This is a genomic window from Lachnospira multipara LB2003 (genome assembly GCF_000702205.1).
Taxonomy (GTDB): domain Bacteria; phylum Bacillota; class Clostridia; order Lachnospirales; family Lachnospiraceae; genus Lachnospira; species Lachnospira multipara_A.
The window spans coordinates 288,967-304,852 of the sequence record NZ_JNKW01000001.1 but is presented as its reverse complement, the minus strand read 5'-3'; the positions used below and the strand labels follow the sequence as shown (position 1 = coordinate 304,852).

At 32.6% G+C, this 15,886-nt stretch carries 15 protein-coding genes; all 15 read right to left on the bottom strand.

The window, feature by feature from the left end; translation table 11 throughout:
* Nucleotides 1-149: 149 nt before the first annotated feature.
* Complete coding sequence (locus T537_RS0101395; protein WP_051554925.1) at nt 150-1,205, bottom strand: C40 family peptidase; 1,056 nt, start codon at nt 1,203-1,205, stop codon at nt 150-152.
* Between the two features lie 70 nt (nt 1,206-1,275).
* Nucleotides 1,276-2,955, bottom strand: a complete 1,680-nt coding sequence (recN, locus tag T537_RS0101390; protein ID WP_027437550.1) for a DNA repair protein RecN — start codon at nt 2,953-2,955, stop codon at nt 1,276-1,278.
* A 14-nt stretch (nt 2,956-2,969) separates the two neighbouring features.
* Complete coding sequence (gene argR, locus T537_RS0101385) at nt 2,970-3,452, bottom strand: arginine repressor (RefSeq protein WP_027437551.1); 483 nt, start codon at nt 3,450-3,452, stop codon at nt 2,970-2,972.
* A gap of 78 nt (nt 3,453-3,530) precedes the next feature.
* On the bottom strand, nt 3,531-4,376 hold the full coding sequence (locus tag T537_RS0101380) for an NAD(+)/NADH kinase (RefSeq protein ID WP_031555812.1): 846 nt from the start codon (nt 4,374-4,376) through the stop codon (nt 3,531-3,533).
* A gap of 20 nt (nt 4,377-4,396) precedes the next feature.
* Entirely contained in the window at nt 4,397-5,206 is an 810-nt protein-coding gene (locus T537_RS0101375; RefSeq protein WP_027437553.1) for a TlyA family RNA methyltransferase, read from the bottom strand.
* The gene (gene dxs, locus T537_RS0101370) at nt 5,188-7,071 is read right to left on the bottom strand and encodes a 1-deoxy-D-xylulose-5-phosphate synthase (protein WP_031555810.1); all 1,884 of its coding nucleotides are present in this window, start codon (nt 7,069-7,071) and stop codon (nt 5,188-5,190) included. Before dxs ends, T537_RS0101375 begins: the two co-directional genes overlap by 19 nt.
* A gap of 46 nt (nt 7,072-7,117) precedes the next feature.
* Nucleotides 7,118-8,092, bottom strand: coding sequence for a polyprenyl synthetase family protein (locus tag T537_RS0101365; RefSeq protein ID WP_027437555.1), 975 nt, complete (start codon nt 8,090-8,092; stop codon nt 7,118-7,120).
* Nucleotides 8,079-8,309, bottom strand: a complete 231-nt coding sequence (xseB, locus tag T537_RS0101360) for an exodeoxyribonuclease VII small subunit (RefSeq protein ID WP_027437556.1) — start codon at nt 8,307-8,309, stop codon at nt 8,079-8,081. The genes T537_RS0101365 and xseB overlap by 14 nt, the downstream gene beginning before the upstream one ends.
* Nucleotides 8,290-9,495 (bottom strand): exodeoxyribonuclease VII large subunit, encoded by a 1,206-nt coding sequence (gene xseA, locus T537_RS0101355; protein WP_031555807.1) that lies wholly within the window; start codon nt 9,493-9,495, stop codon nt 8,290-8,292. The genes xseB and xseA overlap by 20 nt, the downstream gene beginning before the upstream one ends.
* A gap of 17 nt (nt 9,496-9,512) precedes the next feature.
* Entirely contained in the window at nt 9,513-9,938 is a 426-nt protein-coding gene (gene nusB / locus T537_RS0101350) for a transcription antitermination factor NusB (RefSeq protein WP_027437558.1), read from the bottom strand.
* A 40-nt stretch (nt 9,939-9,978) separates the two neighbouring features.
* Nucleotides 9,979-10,365 carry an Asp23/Gls24 family envelope stress response protein gene (locus tag T537_RS0101345; RefSeq protein WP_027437559.1) on the bottom strand — a complete coding sequence of 129 codons (387 nt, stop codon included), beginning with the start codon at nt 10,363-10,365 and terminating at the stop codon, nt 9,979-9,981.
* 127 nt (nt 10,366-10,492) lie between these two features.
* Nucleotides 10,493-13,177, bottom strand: a complete 2,685-nt coding sequence (locus T537_RS12270; RefSeq protein ID WP_027437560.1) for an ABC transporter permease — start codon at nt 13,175-13,177, stop codon at nt 10,493-10,495.
* Between the two features lie 9 nt (nt 13,178-13,186).
* Nucleotides 13,187-13,888 carry an ABC transporter ATP-binding protein gene (locus T537_RS0101335; protein ID WP_027437561.1) on the bottom strand — a complete coding sequence of 234 codons (702 nt, stop codon included), beginning with the start codon at nt 13,886-13,888 and terminating at the stop codon, nt 13,187-13,189.
* A 21-nt stretch (nt 13,889-13,909) separates the two neighbouring features.
* Nucleotides 13,910-14,779: a polysaccharide deacetylase family protein gene (locus tag T537_RS0101330; protein WP_027437562.1), complete on the bottom strand. Its 870-nt coding sequence runs from the start codon at nt 14,777-14,779 to the stop codon at nt 13,910-13,912.
* Between the two features lie 136 nt (nt 14,780-14,915).
* Nucleotides 14,916-15,881, bottom strand: coding sequence for a methyl-accepting chemotaxis protein (locus T537_RS0101325; protein ID WP_027437563.1), 966 nt, complete (start codon nt 15,879-15,881; stop codon nt 14,916-14,918).
* Between the last annotated feature and the right edge of the window lie 5 nt (nt 15,882-15,886).

The following is a 15,886-nucleotide window of genomic DNA, read 5'->3' as shown; positions in this document are numbered from 1 at the left end:
ATATAAGCCTTTCCCCAAGGCCAGACTTTAATACTTCTCCTATAAAAAAGTCTAGGTTTATTGCAAAAAATAAGTGTGGCAACAAACCACACTTATTGTAACATATTTAATTTAACAAAACTAGCTAAATACAAGATATTCTTTAAAAATTACCAATATCTTCTAATTGATGTAATCGACATTCCAAGTCCATAAACATTAATAGTTGTTACCTGCTTACCAGGAACTGGTGCATGAATCATCATATTGTTACCAATATAGATTCCTACGTGTCCAGGATAACAAATAACATCACCTGGCTGAGCTTCGCTAATACTTGAAATTCTAGTACCGCCTGCAGCCTGTGCTGAAGATGTTCTTGCAACTGAAACTCCTGCCTGACCAAATACATAATATATTAAACCAGAACAGTCAAATCCTGATGATGGTGAAGCACCACCAGTTACATAGTTATAACCTATGTAGTTGTAAGCTAAGCTTACGATTCTGTTAGCTGTTGCATTATCACCCTTTGCAGCTGCTACTGTTGTTGTTGCAGCTTTATTATTTGATGATGAACTTGTAGCTGGCTGTTTAGCAGCAACTGCCGCAGCAGCCTTTTCAGCAGCCGATGCAATTAAGCTATCGTAGTTTGCAATAGATGCCTTCTTACTATCAATTGAAGTATATAACGCAGCCTGTTTCTCTGTTAAAGAAGTCTGTGCAGTATCAAGAGCCTTTTTATCATCATCTAATTTAGTCTTTAGATCAGAAATCTCTTTAGCTGTATCAGCCATTTCCTGAAGCTTATCTCTATCATAAGTATATACTGATTGTAAGTATACAGTCTTATTAAGGACTTCACTCATGTCAGCTGAAGAAAGGAATACATCTGATATTGATGCTGTTCTATCTTCATACATATACTTAATTCTAAGCTTCATATCTTCATACTGCTGATTTTGCTTTTCTTCAGCTTCAGATAACTGCGTATTAACTGTTTCAATCTCTTCTGTAAGACTTGCGGCCTGCTTCTCTAAATTATCAATTTGAACAAGAACATATGATAATTCGTTCTCTAATTGAGATAATTCGCTTTGTTCTGTGTTCTTTTGATTTTTGAGAGTATTAACATCATCATCAGCTAAAACAGGGAAAACTGTTGTTGAAGCTACTGATGTAATTATTAAAGCAGCGGCCATTGATCTTAAAATCTTCTTGCGCATACTCTTCCTCTCCATTATTTATTACAGAATTATTACAATTCCGTTAACACCATAACAGTATACTCTAATATTATAATAATATCAAGTCTTTAGCTTTCCTTTTTAGTTCTGTGGCATTTAATAGAGTTGCTTTTGTTATTTCGCCATCGCCTAATAATCTAGCTAATTCCTTTAATGAATCCTCTTCATTTAAGCCTCTAATATTACTTATAGTTCTATTATTAGCTAGGGATTTTTCAATTATAAAATGTTTACTTGCCATGGCTGCGATTTGTGGTAAGTGAGTAATACATATAATTTGATTATGATTAGATAATTTGGCAAGTTTTGTTGCCACAAGGGAAGCTGTCTTACCACTAATACCTGCATCAATTTCATCAAATATATATGTTTTTTGGTCATTTTTAGATGCCATTACGCTCTTAATTGCAAGCATAATTCTTGATAATTCACCACCAGATGAAACTTTAGCTAAAGGTTTTAATTCCTCTCCTGGATTAGTACTAATCATAAATGTAATTTCATCAATACCATTTGTGCCCATTTCTTTACTATTAAATTCAATTTCAAATTTAACATCTAAGAAATTTAGCTCTTTAAGGGCTTTTATAAATTCTTTTTTAAGGGCCATTGCCTTTTCTTTTCTTGTGTCACTTAAAGTACTGGCAAGACTTAATGCCTTATCTTTAGCCTTTTCTAGCTCTTCCTTTTTTCTTTCTACTACAGAATTTAGATTTTCTAACTCCTCTAGCTTGTTTTGCTTTTCCTCTAGAGATAAAAGAATTTGTTCAATAGTCTTTCCGTATTTCATTTTTAAGTTATTTATTAGGTCTAGACGCTGTTCTAACTGATTAAATTCTTCTTCGTTAAATTCTAGATCTGATATGTAGTTTGAAATCTGATGAGACACATCTCCTATTAAATCTTCAATAGAGGATAAAGTGTTTTTAGCATCAACTAGGCTTTCATCATATTCGCTTGCCTTAGTTACCGCTCTAAAAATCTCAGAAATCATGTCAGAAATATTATCTTCCCCTAAATAGAGTAAATTAGAACTTGTGTCTAATTCTTCCATAATTTTTTGGAAGTTACGCATTTTGTTATATTTTTTCTCTACTTCTTCATCTTCGTTTATAGTAAGAGTTGCTGATTCAATTTCGTTGATTTCATATTCTAGAAAGGAAATCTGTCTTTGTCTTTCATCTTCGTTTATGTCTAATTCATCAAGTTCAGCCTTTAAGGATTTATAATTTTTATAGGCTTCTTTAAAATCAATCAATGTATCTTTAATATAATCCATGCAGTATTCATCTATTACATTTAACTGATTATTCTCATCTATTAGAATTAAATTGTCTCTTTGACCATGGATATTAATTAGCAGATTAGCTAATTGTCTTGTTTGACTTGCTGTAAATGATTGACCATTTACCTTAAATTGTGATCTTTGAGCTGATATTTTTCTTGAAATTACTAATTCACCTTCATCAATATCAAGAACGCCCAAATCCTTAATTAGCTCTTTACTAGCATTATCTTCAATACTAAAGGTCACCTCTGCCAAGCCATATTCGCAGCCAGTTCGTATAAATTCTGGGCTACACTTGGCGCCAAGTGCTGCACTTATTGAACCAAGAATAATAGATTTACCGGCACCAGTTTCACCTGTAAGAATATTAAGGCCTTCGCTAAAATCAATATTTTCTTCTTCAATAAGTGCTAAATTCTTCACATGTAAATTTACTAACACCCAACTACCTCTCTTTACTTTGCATCTCTTCCATCTCTTGATGGTGCCTCAGAAACAAATTTTCTAATGCGGCTCATTACCTCAATTGCTTCTTTTTCGGTTCTAATTACGCAAATGATTGTATCATCTCCTGCTACAGCTCCAATAATCTCTGGCCATTTAAGAGAGTCAAAAGCTGCACCAACAGCCATAGCCATACCTGATACAGTCTTAACTACAAGAATGTTACCTGCAACATCACAAGATAAAAATCCCTGTCTTAATACCCCCTCAAATCTTTCGTTTAAAAGAACATTATCACTTGTTGGAATGGCATATTTTTGAGACTTATTCCCTGCTGCCACCTTAGTTAAGTTAAGTTCTCTAATATCTCTTGAAATAGTAGCTTGAGTTGCATTAAAGCCAGCATCAGACAATGCCTTAGCTAATTCATCCTGAGTAGAAATATCATATGAATTAATTAATTCCACTATCTTTTGTTGTCTTGCGTTTTTCATTTCTTTTTCTCCTTTTTACACATCTAGTTTCTATATAAAAATTTAACTATTTGCACTAAATAAATCACAAATCCTATTTTACAATTTATTTCTGATTCTTTCAAGAAATGACGCTTTATTTGTTTTGATAAATTTAGATACCTCTTTGGCTTTACATATATTTATAACATCTCCTGATACAACCTCAAAGAAATGCTCTCCATCAAAGGTTACTATTCTTTTCTCATTTAGTTTTTTACTATCTTTTATCACAATTGAAACCATATCATCTTCATCAAAAATTATGCTTCTTGAATTAAGACTATGTGGGCAAATTGGTGTCATTAATAAAAGTTTGGCAGTTGGTTGAATAATTGGACCTCCTGCTGATAAACTGTAGGCTGTTGAGCCTGTGGCAGTTGAAATAATAACACCATCTGCATTGTATGTTGTAAGGTATTTATTATTGACATATACATCAAATTCCATAATGCTAAGAATTCCATTACGGTTAATTACAACATCATTTAGTGCTGTCTTTTGACAAAGGACCTTATTATCTCTTGTAATAGTTCCTGTTAGCATCATTCTTTCATCAATTAAATACTCATCTTTAACAAGTAAATCAATAGTTGAAAAAACATGCTCCATATCTGTATCTGCAAGGTATCCTAAAGTACCTATATTAACTCCAAGTAAGGGAACATCTAAATTTAATAGATTATCTGCTGCTTGAATTAGGGTACCATCCCCACCAAGTACAATTACACATTCAACATCCTTTGGAATTGCAGTTGAATCAGTATATATCTTTTTGTTTCTCTCTGCATTAATTGTGTATATACCGCAGCTTCTGCCTAAGTTATTTATATAGTCTTTTATCTTTTTTGAATAAATTCCGTCTTTATCTTTTTGTGGGTTGGCAACAACATAAAATCTATCCATTATAAAAATCTCCCTTTAAGCTATTTATCTAGTGAATTGTGGGCATTATTTACTACTTCTTCTATATCAAAAGGCATTGATTCATAGCTACCTTCTAAGTGATTTTGAAGGTGAATTAAGTATTCAATATTTCCTTCTGGACCCTTAACTGGTGAAAAATCAAGGTCTAAACATTCAAATCCAATAGATATAGCAAATTCAGCAACCATCTTAATTACACTTTCATGAACAGATTTATCTCTTACTACACCATGCTTACCAACCTGTTCTCTTCCAGCTTCAAACTGAGGCTTAATAAGACAGACCATTTGTCCATCTGGTGTAAGTAGAGCCTTTGCAGGACCTAAAACCTTAGTAAGTGAAATAAAGGATACATCACAACTTGCAAGCTCTATTTTATCGTCAATATCATCAGGTGTTACATAACGAATATTAGTTTTTTCCATACAAACTACTCTTTCATCATTACGTAATTTCCAGTCAAGCTGACCATGTCCTACATCAACTGCATAAACCTTAACTGCGCCATTTTGTAACATACAGTCAGTAAAACCACCTGTTGAAGAACCAATATCCATACAGACCTTGCCATTTGGTGTAACATCGAAATTTTCCATGGCCTTCTCTAATTTAAGACCTCCACGGCTAACATACTTTAATGTATTGCCTCTAACCTCGATATTTACTGTATCTGCAAATGTAGTTCCAGCCTTATCTTCCTTTTGTCCATCTACATAGACAATTCCAGACATAATAATACTTTTAGCTTTTTCTCTTGATGTAGCTAGATTTCTTTTTACTAATAAAACATCTAATCTTTCTTTTGCCATTTTATCTCCTTATAAACTGATTCAATTCTTTCTTCTACAGAATCTTCATCCATTCCTGCTTCTTTTAATAATATATCTACGCTTCCATGCTCTATATAATCATCTGGAAGTGCAATTTCAAGACATGCTAAATCCAATCTAGTATCATTAATCATTTGACAGACAGCTCTACCAAATCCGCCGCTTGCCACATTTTCTTCAAGAGTAACTACTAAATCGTGATCCTTATTTAATTCTAAAATTAGTTTTTCATCAATAGGTTTAACAAATCTTGCATTAACTAAAGTTACGTTATAGCCCTTATTTTTAAGGCGTAAACGCACATTATTAGCAATTTTAACCATGCTGCCCACTGCTAGAATAGCAATATCTTTTTCTTTATATAAAACTTCTGATTTTCCGAGAAGAATAGGCTCTCTAAATTCAGCAAAGTCAACACATGCCTCCCCTCTTGGATAACGAATTGCAATAGGACCATTGTGTTTTTCAAGGGCAAAGTAAAGGGCATCACCTAATTCAACTCCATTCTTTGGCGCAAAAATCACCATATTAGGAATTGATGATAGGAAAGACAAATCAAAAATTCCCTGGTGAGTTTCACCATCAGCACCTACAAGTCCTGCTCTATCAATTGCAAAAACAACATGTAATTGCTGGATACAAACATCATGTAAAACCTGATCATAGGCTCTTTGTAAAAATGATGAATATACAGCAAAAACTGGTTTCATACCACCAGCAGCAAGGCCTGCAGCAAAGGTTGTGGCATGCTCTTCAGCAATTCCCACATCAAAAAATCTACCAGGGAACCATTTTGAAAACTTTGATAGCCCAGTTCCATCTGGCATAGCTGCTGTAATGGCACATATTTTGTTGTCTTTTTTAGCTAAACTGCAGATATATTCTGAAAAAAGACTTGAATATGTAGGATTAGTAGGTGTCTTTAAAACCTTTCCTGTCTTTATATCAAAAGGTGCAATTCCGTGATATTTGCTAGGGTTTCTTTCTGCCATTTTATAACCACGACCCTTTTGTGTTACAACATGTACTATAACAGCCCCGTTTATTCTTTTGGCAACCTTAAAAGTCTTTATAAGTTTTTCTGTATCATGACCATTAACAGGTCCTAAATAAGCAATTCCCATGCTTTCAAATAATTGATTTGGAAGTATGATTTGCTTTAGGTTATTCTTTGTCTTTTTAAGGGCATTAACCATCTTTGATCCACCAGGAATCTTATATAGGTTATTAGCTAAATTCTCCTTAAAATCTATGTAAGAATCAGATGATCTTATATCACTTAGCATATAAGAAACACCACCAATATTCTTAGATATAGACATAGCATTATCATTTAAACAAATTATGAAATTAGTCTTTAGGGAAGAGGCATTATTAAGGGCTTCATAGGCCATTCCACCGGTTAATGCTCCATCTCCTATTACAGAAACAACGCTATAGGATTGACCTTGGCAGTCTCTTGCTTGCACATAGCCTAGTCCTGCAGAAATTGATGTTGATGAATGTCCTGTATCAAAAGCGTCATAATCACTTTCATTACGCTTAGGGAAACCACTCATTCCACCAAATTTACGCAATTGGTCAAACCTGTTTTTTCTTCCTGTTAGGATCTTATGTGTATATGATTGATGTCCTACATCCCAGATAATTTTATCCTTTGGTAAATCAAGGGCAACATGAAGGGCTATAGTTAGCTCAACTACCCCTAAATTGGACGCAAGATGACCGCCTGTCTTACTAATGTTGTTAATAAGAAAGGCTCTAATTTCTTCAGCCAATTGATTATATTCAATCGGTGATAATTTTTTGATATCACCTGGTTTATTAATCTTCTCAAGGATCATAATATATCTTGTCCTCTTTCATTTAAAGTTTATTATCTATAGTATTCTACTTTTTTCTGCCAATTAATACAACGGCAAGTTCAATTAAAAAGTCATTATTTCCTATTTCTTCAAGGATTTTTATGCCTTTGTTAGTGTAATCGCTAACATCTTTTATGGCTTTTTCCATTCCGTAAAGAGTAACATATGTTGTCTTGTTATTCTTCTCATCTGAACCTATTGGTTTTCCAAGTTCTTCTTTAGTACTTGTAATATCAAGAATATCATCTTGAATTTGGAAAGCTAGACCAATGTATCTTCCGGCCATTTCTAGCTTATCAATGGTTTCTTTACTTGCTCCTGCTAAATAACCACCTGCCATAAATGCGCATTCAATAAGGGCAGCAGTCTTATTAAGAAAAATATAATTTAATTCATCTTCATTAACAGCCTTGTTAGTTAAATATACATCTAGGCATTGTCCGCCAACCATGCCATCTATACCAGCTTTTTTTAAAATAATTGCGCCAGCATTGGTGTTATTAGCTACTCTCTTTGTTAGGGCACTGATTTGCTCCTTAACAGAATCTGTAATTTCTCCCTGTAAAAGGTTATTAATTGTAGAGTTTGCGTTAGTGCTTACCTCATTAATTCTATTAAGAATAAGCTCAGCTGCTAAATTTAGTAAGCCATCCCCAGAAAGAATGGCCATATCTTCACCATAGGCTTTGTGAGTAGTTGGCTTACCACGTCTAAAATCATCATTATCCATTGCTGGTAAGTCATCATGCACTAAAGAATATGTGTGTATGCACTCTAGAGCAGTTAAAAAGTCATAAGTTTCTGTAAAATCATTACCGCCACAAAGCTTGAAACTTTCTAGCATAATAATTGGTCTTATTCTCTTACCTCCAGCATTTACACTATAATTCATAGCCTCAACAACTCTTTCATTTAGTTTGCCAAGTTCTGGAAGTCGTTCTTGTAATATATCATTTACAAAATCTATTTCTGCATTTAAGTCTTCTTTAAAATGTTCCATCGCTTTCTATTATCTCTCCATTTGAATTTATAATACTAATTTCTTTTTCAACTTTATCTAATTTATCATTACATTCCTTAACCAAAAGAACGCCCTCTTTGTATAGATTAAAAGATTCTTCTAAAGATGTGTCTCTTTTTTCCATACTTTCTATTATCTCTTCTAATCTAGCAAAAGCATCATCAATATTGTTATTGTTATTTATATTCTCGTCCATGTTTACCTCCAACAACGGCACTAATTGTACCATCCTTTACATAGATATTTATTGTATCATTTATTTCTACATCATCTATTGATGATACATTTAATCCATTATTATCAACATATGAATATCCGCTACTTAGCTTTTTTAGTGGACTTTGACCTTCAAGCTTAGTGGCAAGAACCTTTAGATTATTAGTATATTCCTTAAGTTTGTTATTCATAATTAGATTAAGCTCATCTTCTAGTTTTATTAAATCTTCCCGATTTTTATCTAATTTAGCAGCGGGATCATTAGTTTTTAATCTAATGCTTAACTTGTCTAAATTATCTTTATAAGCTCTAAGGGTATTATTAAAAGCTAGATTAATTCGCCTATTCATTGAGTCGATTTTGTTAATCACTTCACTTATATCACATACTGCAAGCTCTGCAGCAGCTGATGGTGTGGGAGCTCTTAAATCAGCTACCCAGTCAGCAAGGGTAAAGTCTACCTCATGTCCAACAGCTGAAATTATTGGTGTATTGGCATTAAAAATTGCCTCCACAACTTCTGGCTCATTAAAAGCCCATAAATCCTCCATTGAACCACCGCCTCGACCAACAATAATACAATCAAGGCCTAGTTTATCTAGTGTATTAATTCCATCTACTATTGAATATTTTGCCTTGTCTCCCTGTACAAGGGCTGGAAAAAGAATTAAATCAACATATTTATTACGTCTTTTTGAAACTGTAATAATATCTCGTATTGCAGCACCTGTGCTTGCTGTTACAATACCAATTCTTTTAGCGTATTTAGAAATAGGACGCTTATATCCTTGATCAAAATATCCCATTTCCTCATACATATTAAAAAGCTCTTGATATTTTTTATTTAAATCGCCAATTCCAGTTTTTTCAATACTTTCTGCATAAATCTGATATTTACCATCTCTTTCATAAATATCAATTCGTCCAGTTACTTCCACAGCTAAACCGTCTTCAAGACGAAATGAAAGATTATTTGCATTAGTTTTAAACATTATTGCGTTTAGGGCTGAATCTTCGTCCTTAAGTGTAAAATAAATATGACCAGAGGTATGATACTTGCAATTCCATATCTCACCCCTAATCTTAACATTCTTTAGAACGAAATCTTGCCTAAACAAGTTCTTAATATAGGAATTGATCTGAGTTACAGTATATACTCCGGTCATAATATATTATCTCCAAATTAGTTATCAAGTTTTGCAAGAACACCATTAATGAATGATGGCGCACTGTCAGAACCATATTTCTTAGCAAGTTCAACAGCTTCATTAATTGCTACATTTCTTGGAATATCTTCATCATAAATTATTTCATACACTGCAAGTCTCATAATTGATAATTCAGCTTTACCAAGACGTGTAGTTGGCCATCCACTAGATATTTCATTTATCTTAGCATCAATATCTTCAATGTTATTCTTAATAGCTACAGCCTTATCGTGAATGTAGTTGTAATCCTGCTCGCTTACATCTATACCCTTTTCTTCTTTAGTACCTTCTCTTAAATTCTGCATATATAATGCGATTTGCTGTTCAAATTCTACAGAATCATGAAATTCAACTCTAAAAAGAATCTTAAAAATGTGTTCTCTGATTTCTGCTCTCTTCATCTTAGACATATATAACTCCTAACATCTAGTTAAATATTGATTAACCCTCAATATTTATCCCTGAAATTTTGATATTAACTTCTGTTACATCTAGTCCAGTCATAGTTTCAACAGCAGTCTTAACCTTGTCCTGAATATTTTCAGAAACAGCTGGAATTGATGTACCATATTTAATATTAACATTTAAATTAACAGACACTGTCTGCTCATTTACATAAACCTTAACGCCCTTTGAAAGGTTCTTAATACCAAGTTTGGCAACTGATTCATTAACGATGTTACCACCAAGGCTTACAACTCCCTCTACTTCTGTTGCTGCAAGACCTGCAACAATTGCTACTACCTCGTCAGAAATCTTAACTTCACCTATGTTGTTATTCTCTGAAACTGTGTAATTAGCTCCTCTATCCTCAAACTCTTTAGTCATTTCGTTAACCTCCATCGATATTGCAGTTATTATTTTTCAAACATTATAACATAACAAAGAAAAGCTTGCAATTGCTATAAAAAATTTGATTTTTTGTATATAAAATAAACCATCCATTAATTTAAACTTATTCTATAGACTTTAATGATTCTACCATTTTTATCTTAGATAATCTAGGATACATCACTAAGCTTATTACAAAAGAGAAGACTATTGTAATCAAATAAGCATCTATAAAGGATGACAGGCTTCTATATGTACCAAACATAACATCCTCTAGTTCAATAGTAGTCATTATGTAGCTATGTAATAATACGCCAAGTCCTAATCCAAGTAAACCACCAATTAGGGTTAAAATGGTTATTTCTCTGTAAACATACATAGCAACTTCGTGATCATAAAAACCTAATACTTTTATGGTAGCAATTTCTCTTAATCTTTCTGATACATTAATATCAATTAGATTAAATACAACAACAAAGGATAATAGGGCTGCTGATATTATTAAAATAACTGTTACTAAATCAATAGACTGTATAGTTTTTTCAAATCGCTCCCTATTAGTTTTTACAAAGGATAGACCCTTTATGTAATCTCTCTTTAAAAGGTCATTTCCCACAACAGAAACGGTGTCATCTCCTGAATCTGGTAGCTTTACAAGTAAAGTATTAGGATTTAGGTGCTCACCTGTAAGTTTTTCATAATAAGAAGATGAAATATAAAGATAATGACCTACATATGTTTCGCATATATTTGATACCTTTACATTAATAGCTACTCCATTGGCATCTGGCATTATAAAGGTATCGCCTACCTCTAAATCTAGATCTTTGGCTAGTTTTTCTGATAGGATTACTCCCGAATCATTAAGGTCGTATTTTTTACCGCTTTTTCTATCTCTAAATGTATAGTAATTATTAAATTCCTTAGCATCTCCTATAACGGAAATATTACATTTTTCACTTTTTTTACTGCCCTTAATATTGCCTGAATAACTATAGTCCTTAATGTAGTCTGTGTAAACTAAATTTGTGGACATATCATTATCAAGTTCTATTCTTTGCTCATCTTCTATGCCTTCATTTAAAGTCACTACTAAATCATAGTGAAGAATATCATTAAACTGTCTATCTATTATACTTTGAACACTATCCTTTATGCCAAATCCAGCAAGTATTAAAGCACCGCAACCTCCAATTCCAAGAATTGTCATAAACAGTCTTTTTTTGTATAAAAAGATATTTCTTAAAGTTACCTTCATTGTAAAGGAAAGCCTGTTCCAGATTGGAGTTATTCTTTCAAGTAAGATTTTCTTACCTGTTACTGGAGACTTAGGTCTTAAAAGTTCTGATGGTACTTCGCTTGTCTCATTTATACATACATAAACTGTAACAACCACTGTTGTAAGAGCAAGAGAAAGCACGGATATTACAGAAAGTAATCCATGACTTGCATATACAATTTTTGGTATTTGGTAAATTATATTCCATGCATTAATAATTATAAATGGGAAAAATTTAAGGCCAAAGGCACAGCCTATTACTCCACCAAGCACTGATGCGATTAAGGCATATAATACATATTTTGCCGTAATAACTGATTTTGAATAGCCTAGGGCTTTATATGTTCCTATTAAACCTCTTTGCTCATCAATTAATCTTGCAATGGTTGTTAGACTTACAAGGCCTGCAACTAATACAAAAAATAATGGAAATACAGTTGCAATAGCTCCCATTCTATTAGAACTTTGCTTATAATCTACAAAGGAATATAACTCATTTCTTGTTAAACTCTTCCAGGTAAAGTTTTGAGCCCTATCATATATATCTTCTATTGCCTTATCAAAAGGCTCATTTACTAGAGAATAATCAAAGCTTTGAAGTGCGTTTTGATAGTTTTGCTCAATGTATGGTGCAATCATTGAAGAAACATCTGTATCAGGATAATAAGACTGATATATGTCTGTTAAATTAGAAACAACTTGAAGCCTAATCTCATCATTAACAGTTGATAATCTTTCTTGTCTTTTTTGTTCAACTTCTCCTATTAAGCTCTCGATTCTCTCACCAAATCTAGCCTCACCAACACTTAATATCTCATCTTTAAAGGAATCCACATAGTCAAAATAATCCTTATCGTATGTATTATATTTTTTAGAATCATTTAAAGTTACATACACATCAGTATAATATTCGCTTTTAAAGTTAGATCCATCAGTAAAAATCTGATAAGCTACGTTACCGTTGCCTATGTTAGTTTGATCTAGATAATAAGAAATATAAAGAGGTGTATATACATAACCTACTACCTTAAAGGTTTGATTTACTAAATCCTCTGTAATATCCCCTTCACTAGCTTTTATTGTAATTTCTGAATTTAGTTCTGGCATTTGCTGTGACATTTCAACTCTTATTACACATTCATCAGGATTTTCTGGCATACGTCCCTTTATTAGAGTTAATTTATTAATGCCATCTTCCTTTGGTAATTCAGAAACCCTAACAACAGATTCTAAGTCTGTTACATAAGTTAAGGCATCTAAATTTACTGTGGCAAAGGTATCTTTAACGCCATCTATTTGTCCGATTCTTTCAACATCCACATCATCAAAGCCAATGGATGATACAATTCTTAAATCATATAAATTAGTGTTTTTATAGTATGTATTAGCTGATTCCTTCATATCTCCTGAGGATGCTGATACACCTGCAAAGAATGCAACTCCAATTAGGCATATGGCAAAAATTGCAAAAAAGCGACTAAAACTTTTTCTGATTTCTCTTAAAAGGTCCTTTATTAATATCAATCCCATAAGCTCCTCCTACCATTCAATTTCTTCAATAGGAACAGGATTTTCATTAATGGTTACGGATTCTACAGTACCGTTTTTTACCTTAATGACCTTATCTCCCATGCTTGTAATTGCTAGGTTATGTGTGATTACAATAACTGTAACCTTTCTTTGCTTACAAGTATCATAAAGAAGCTTTAAAATCTGCTTTCCGGTGTTATAGTCAAGTGCACCTGTTGGTTCATCGCATAATAAAATCTTTGGATTTTTAGCTAAGGCTCTAGCTATGGCAACTCTTTGCTGTTCTCCACCAGAAATCTGAGATGGAAAATTAGAGATTCTATCTTCAAGCCCTACAGCTTTAATTGTTTCATCAATATCTAGAGGATCCTTAACAATTTGTGTTGCAAGTTCAACATTTTCCCTAACTGTTAGATTTTGTACCAGGTTATAAAACTGAAATACAAAACCTATATCGTTACGTCTATATGTTGTGAGCTGTCTATTATTAAATTGATCCACTCTTTTATCATCTACAATAATTGTTCCTGTTGTTTGACTATCCATACCACCAAGTAAGTTAAGAATTGTACTTTTTCCAGCCCCTGATGGTCCTGCAACAATTACAAATTCACCTTCGTCTATTGAAAATGAAGTTCCGTTTAGGGCTTTAATTTTAACATTGCCCATTTTATAGATTTTTTTTACATTGTTAAACTCTATAAAACTCATATTTTTCTCCTTTATATTCTGTTACGAAAGCTTTGTAGTTGTACCACCTTTTAGCTCAACTATTTTTTCGTTATTTATTACTACCCATACTGATTGCGCACTAGGATTATATACATATTCATTTCTATCAAAGAACTGTAAGTTTTTAAAGGCTTCGTCGTATTCAACTACCTCTAAATTAGTTGCGTACCAGATATCATCCCTGTTACTTATTATCTTACAGAATTCTTCCATAACTTCCCAATTATTATTTCTTTCAAATTCGAAACTGTGACCCCATACATACATCATGTATAGATACTGTTTCTTAGTTAATTCGGTAAAATCTTTTCCTAAAGATACTAAATGATGATTGTGGTGGCATGTTGGTAACCAATGCATGAAATCCTGTGGCATACCAAAGCCTGTTTCATCCCCTAGTAAAATAGGGCCTTCTGCTTCTTTAGCAAAAAACTTAGCACTACAAATATTAGCGTATTTATCCCCTGCTACTCTTGCATATTTAAAGCCAAGTGATTTAGCCATATTTATTATTTCTTCGTTATATGAACCATTTGGGAAAGCAAGGCCTCTAACTGGTCTTCCCATTATATGTTCTAAATTATTCTTATCTTCTATTAATTCTTCACAAATCTGGTAAGTTGAACATCTCTCCATTGTAGGATGAGTCATTGTATGAACTGCCACCTCGTGATCTTTATAAAGCTCTCTCCATTCATTTTGTGGAATGTGTTTTGAATCTTTTATACTAGAATTTAAGTTAAAAGTTGCTTTTATATTATATTTTTTAAAAAGTTCTAATAGCCTGTAATCCTCTATTTTTCCATCATCATAACTAAGTGTTAGGCACTTATGTTTACCATCTTTAAATGCCTTATATACTCTATTCATATAAGCCTCCTAATTTAAGTTTAATCTTCTATATTATACAATAATAATTTAAACTAAAAAAGAAAATAATAGAATATTTTAAGGAAAATAAATGCGCCCTAAGAGATTAGGGCGCGAGAAAGGAGTACAATAAAAACTATTCGATACGTTTCTTAATAATATTAATCATCTCAGGATACTGATCTAAGATATTTGTAAGTTCCTCAAAAATGAAACTCTTCTGAGTAATTTTTAATTGCATTGACTCAATATTTTGCGAAACTGAATCATAGTATTTTTCTGAAGAAAGAATTGTATTTGTAATTTCATCAATGTGGTCTGAACAAGAATTAATTACACTTTCAATTCCCTTATTACCTTCTTCAATTTCATCAGCTACAACCTTGATATTATCAACAACTTCTTCTGTCTTATTGATATGATTCATAGAATCATTCATGGCTGAACGTGTATCATCGATTGAATCCATTAATCGGCTATTGTTCTGGTTTAATTTATCCATACTATCGCCAATTGATCCAACTAAGGTCTTAATATCTGAAGATAACTTATTTACCTGATCAGCAACAACTGCGAATCCACGTCCTGATTCACCAGCACGTGCAGCTTCAATAGAAGCATTAAGAGCAAGTAAGTTTGTCTGGTTTGCAATACCATTAATTGCATTAACCTTCTCAAGGATTTCATCAAAACTCTTCTGGAATTCCTCAAAAACTTCCTGTACAGCTCTAATTGTTTCATTTACAGACTGTGATGACTCTCTTACATTGTTCATACTTGAATGAGTTTCATTAACTGTTCCAAGCATTTTGTCAATGATTTCTTCGAAGTGGTTTAATACCTTTCTTACATCATCAAATTCATCTTTGAAATGTACTACTGAATCATTGATTTCATCTGACTGTTTTTTTACTTCTACGAAACTTTCTGTAACATCATGTAAACTACTAGATGTTACTAATTCTTCATTTACCAAATTATTCTTTAAAGCCATAATATGATTTGAAGACTGAGCAATTGGCCAAAATGCTTTATTAAGATCTATTTTCTTATTTGTCTTAACTTCTTTTTCTTCCTGTTTATTGCTTTTAAAACCAAACATTGTAA

Coding starts and splice junctions, on each gene's coding strand:
- T537_RS12270 (WP_027437560.1), bottom strand. CDS start 13,177: ATGGGATTGATATTAATAAAGGACCTTTTAAGAGAAATCAGAAAAAGT.
- argR (WP_027437551.1), bottom strand. CDS start 3,452: ATGAAAAACGCAAGACAACAAAAGATAGTGGAATTAATTAATTCATAT.
- dxs (WP_031555810.1), bottom strand. CDS start 7,071: ATGATCCTTGAGAAGATTAATAAACCAGGTGATATCAAAAAATTATCA.
- nusB (WP_027437558.1), bottom strand. CDS start 9,938: ATGAAGAGAGCAGAAATCAGAGAACACATTTTTAAGATTCTTTTTAGA.
- xseA (WP_031555807.1), bottom strand. CDS start 9,495: ATGACCGGAGTATATACTGTAACTCAGATCAATTCCTATATTAAGAAC.
- T537_RS0101345 (WP_027437559.1), bottom strand. CDS start 10,365: ATGACTAAAGAGTTTGAGGATAGAGGAGCTAATTACACAGTTTCAGAG.
- T537_RS0101380 (WP_031555812.1), bottom strand. CDS start 4,376: ATGGATAGATTTTATGTTGTTGCCAACCCACAAAAAGATAAAGACGGA.
- xseB (WP_027437556.1), bottom strand. CDS start 8,309: ATGGACGAGAATATAAATAACAATAACAATATTGATGATGCTTTTGCT.
- T537_RS0101330 (WP_027437562.1), bottom strand. CDS start 14,779: ATGAATAGAGTATATAAGGCATTTAAAGATGGTAAACATAAGTGCCTA.
- T537_RS0101395 (WP_051554925.1), bottom strand. CDS start 1,205: ATGCGCAAGAAGATTTTAAGATCAATGGCCGCTGCTTTAATAATTACA.
- T537_RS0101365 (WP_027437555.1), bottom strand. CDS start 8,092: ATGGAACATTTTAAAGAAGACTTAAATGCAGAAATAGATTTTGTAAAT.
- T537_RS0101325 (WP_027437563.1), bottom strand. CDS start 15,881: ATGTTTGGTTTTAAAAGCAATAAACAGGAAGAAAAAGAAGTTAAGACA.
- T537_RS0101375 (WP_027437553.1), bottom strand. CDS start 5,206: ATGGCAAAAGAAAGATTAGATGTTTTATTAGTAAAAAGAAATCTAGCT.
- T537_RS0101335 (WP_027437561.1), bottom strand. CDS start 13,888: ATGAGTTTTATAGAGTTTAACAATGTAAAAAAAATCTATAAAATGGGC.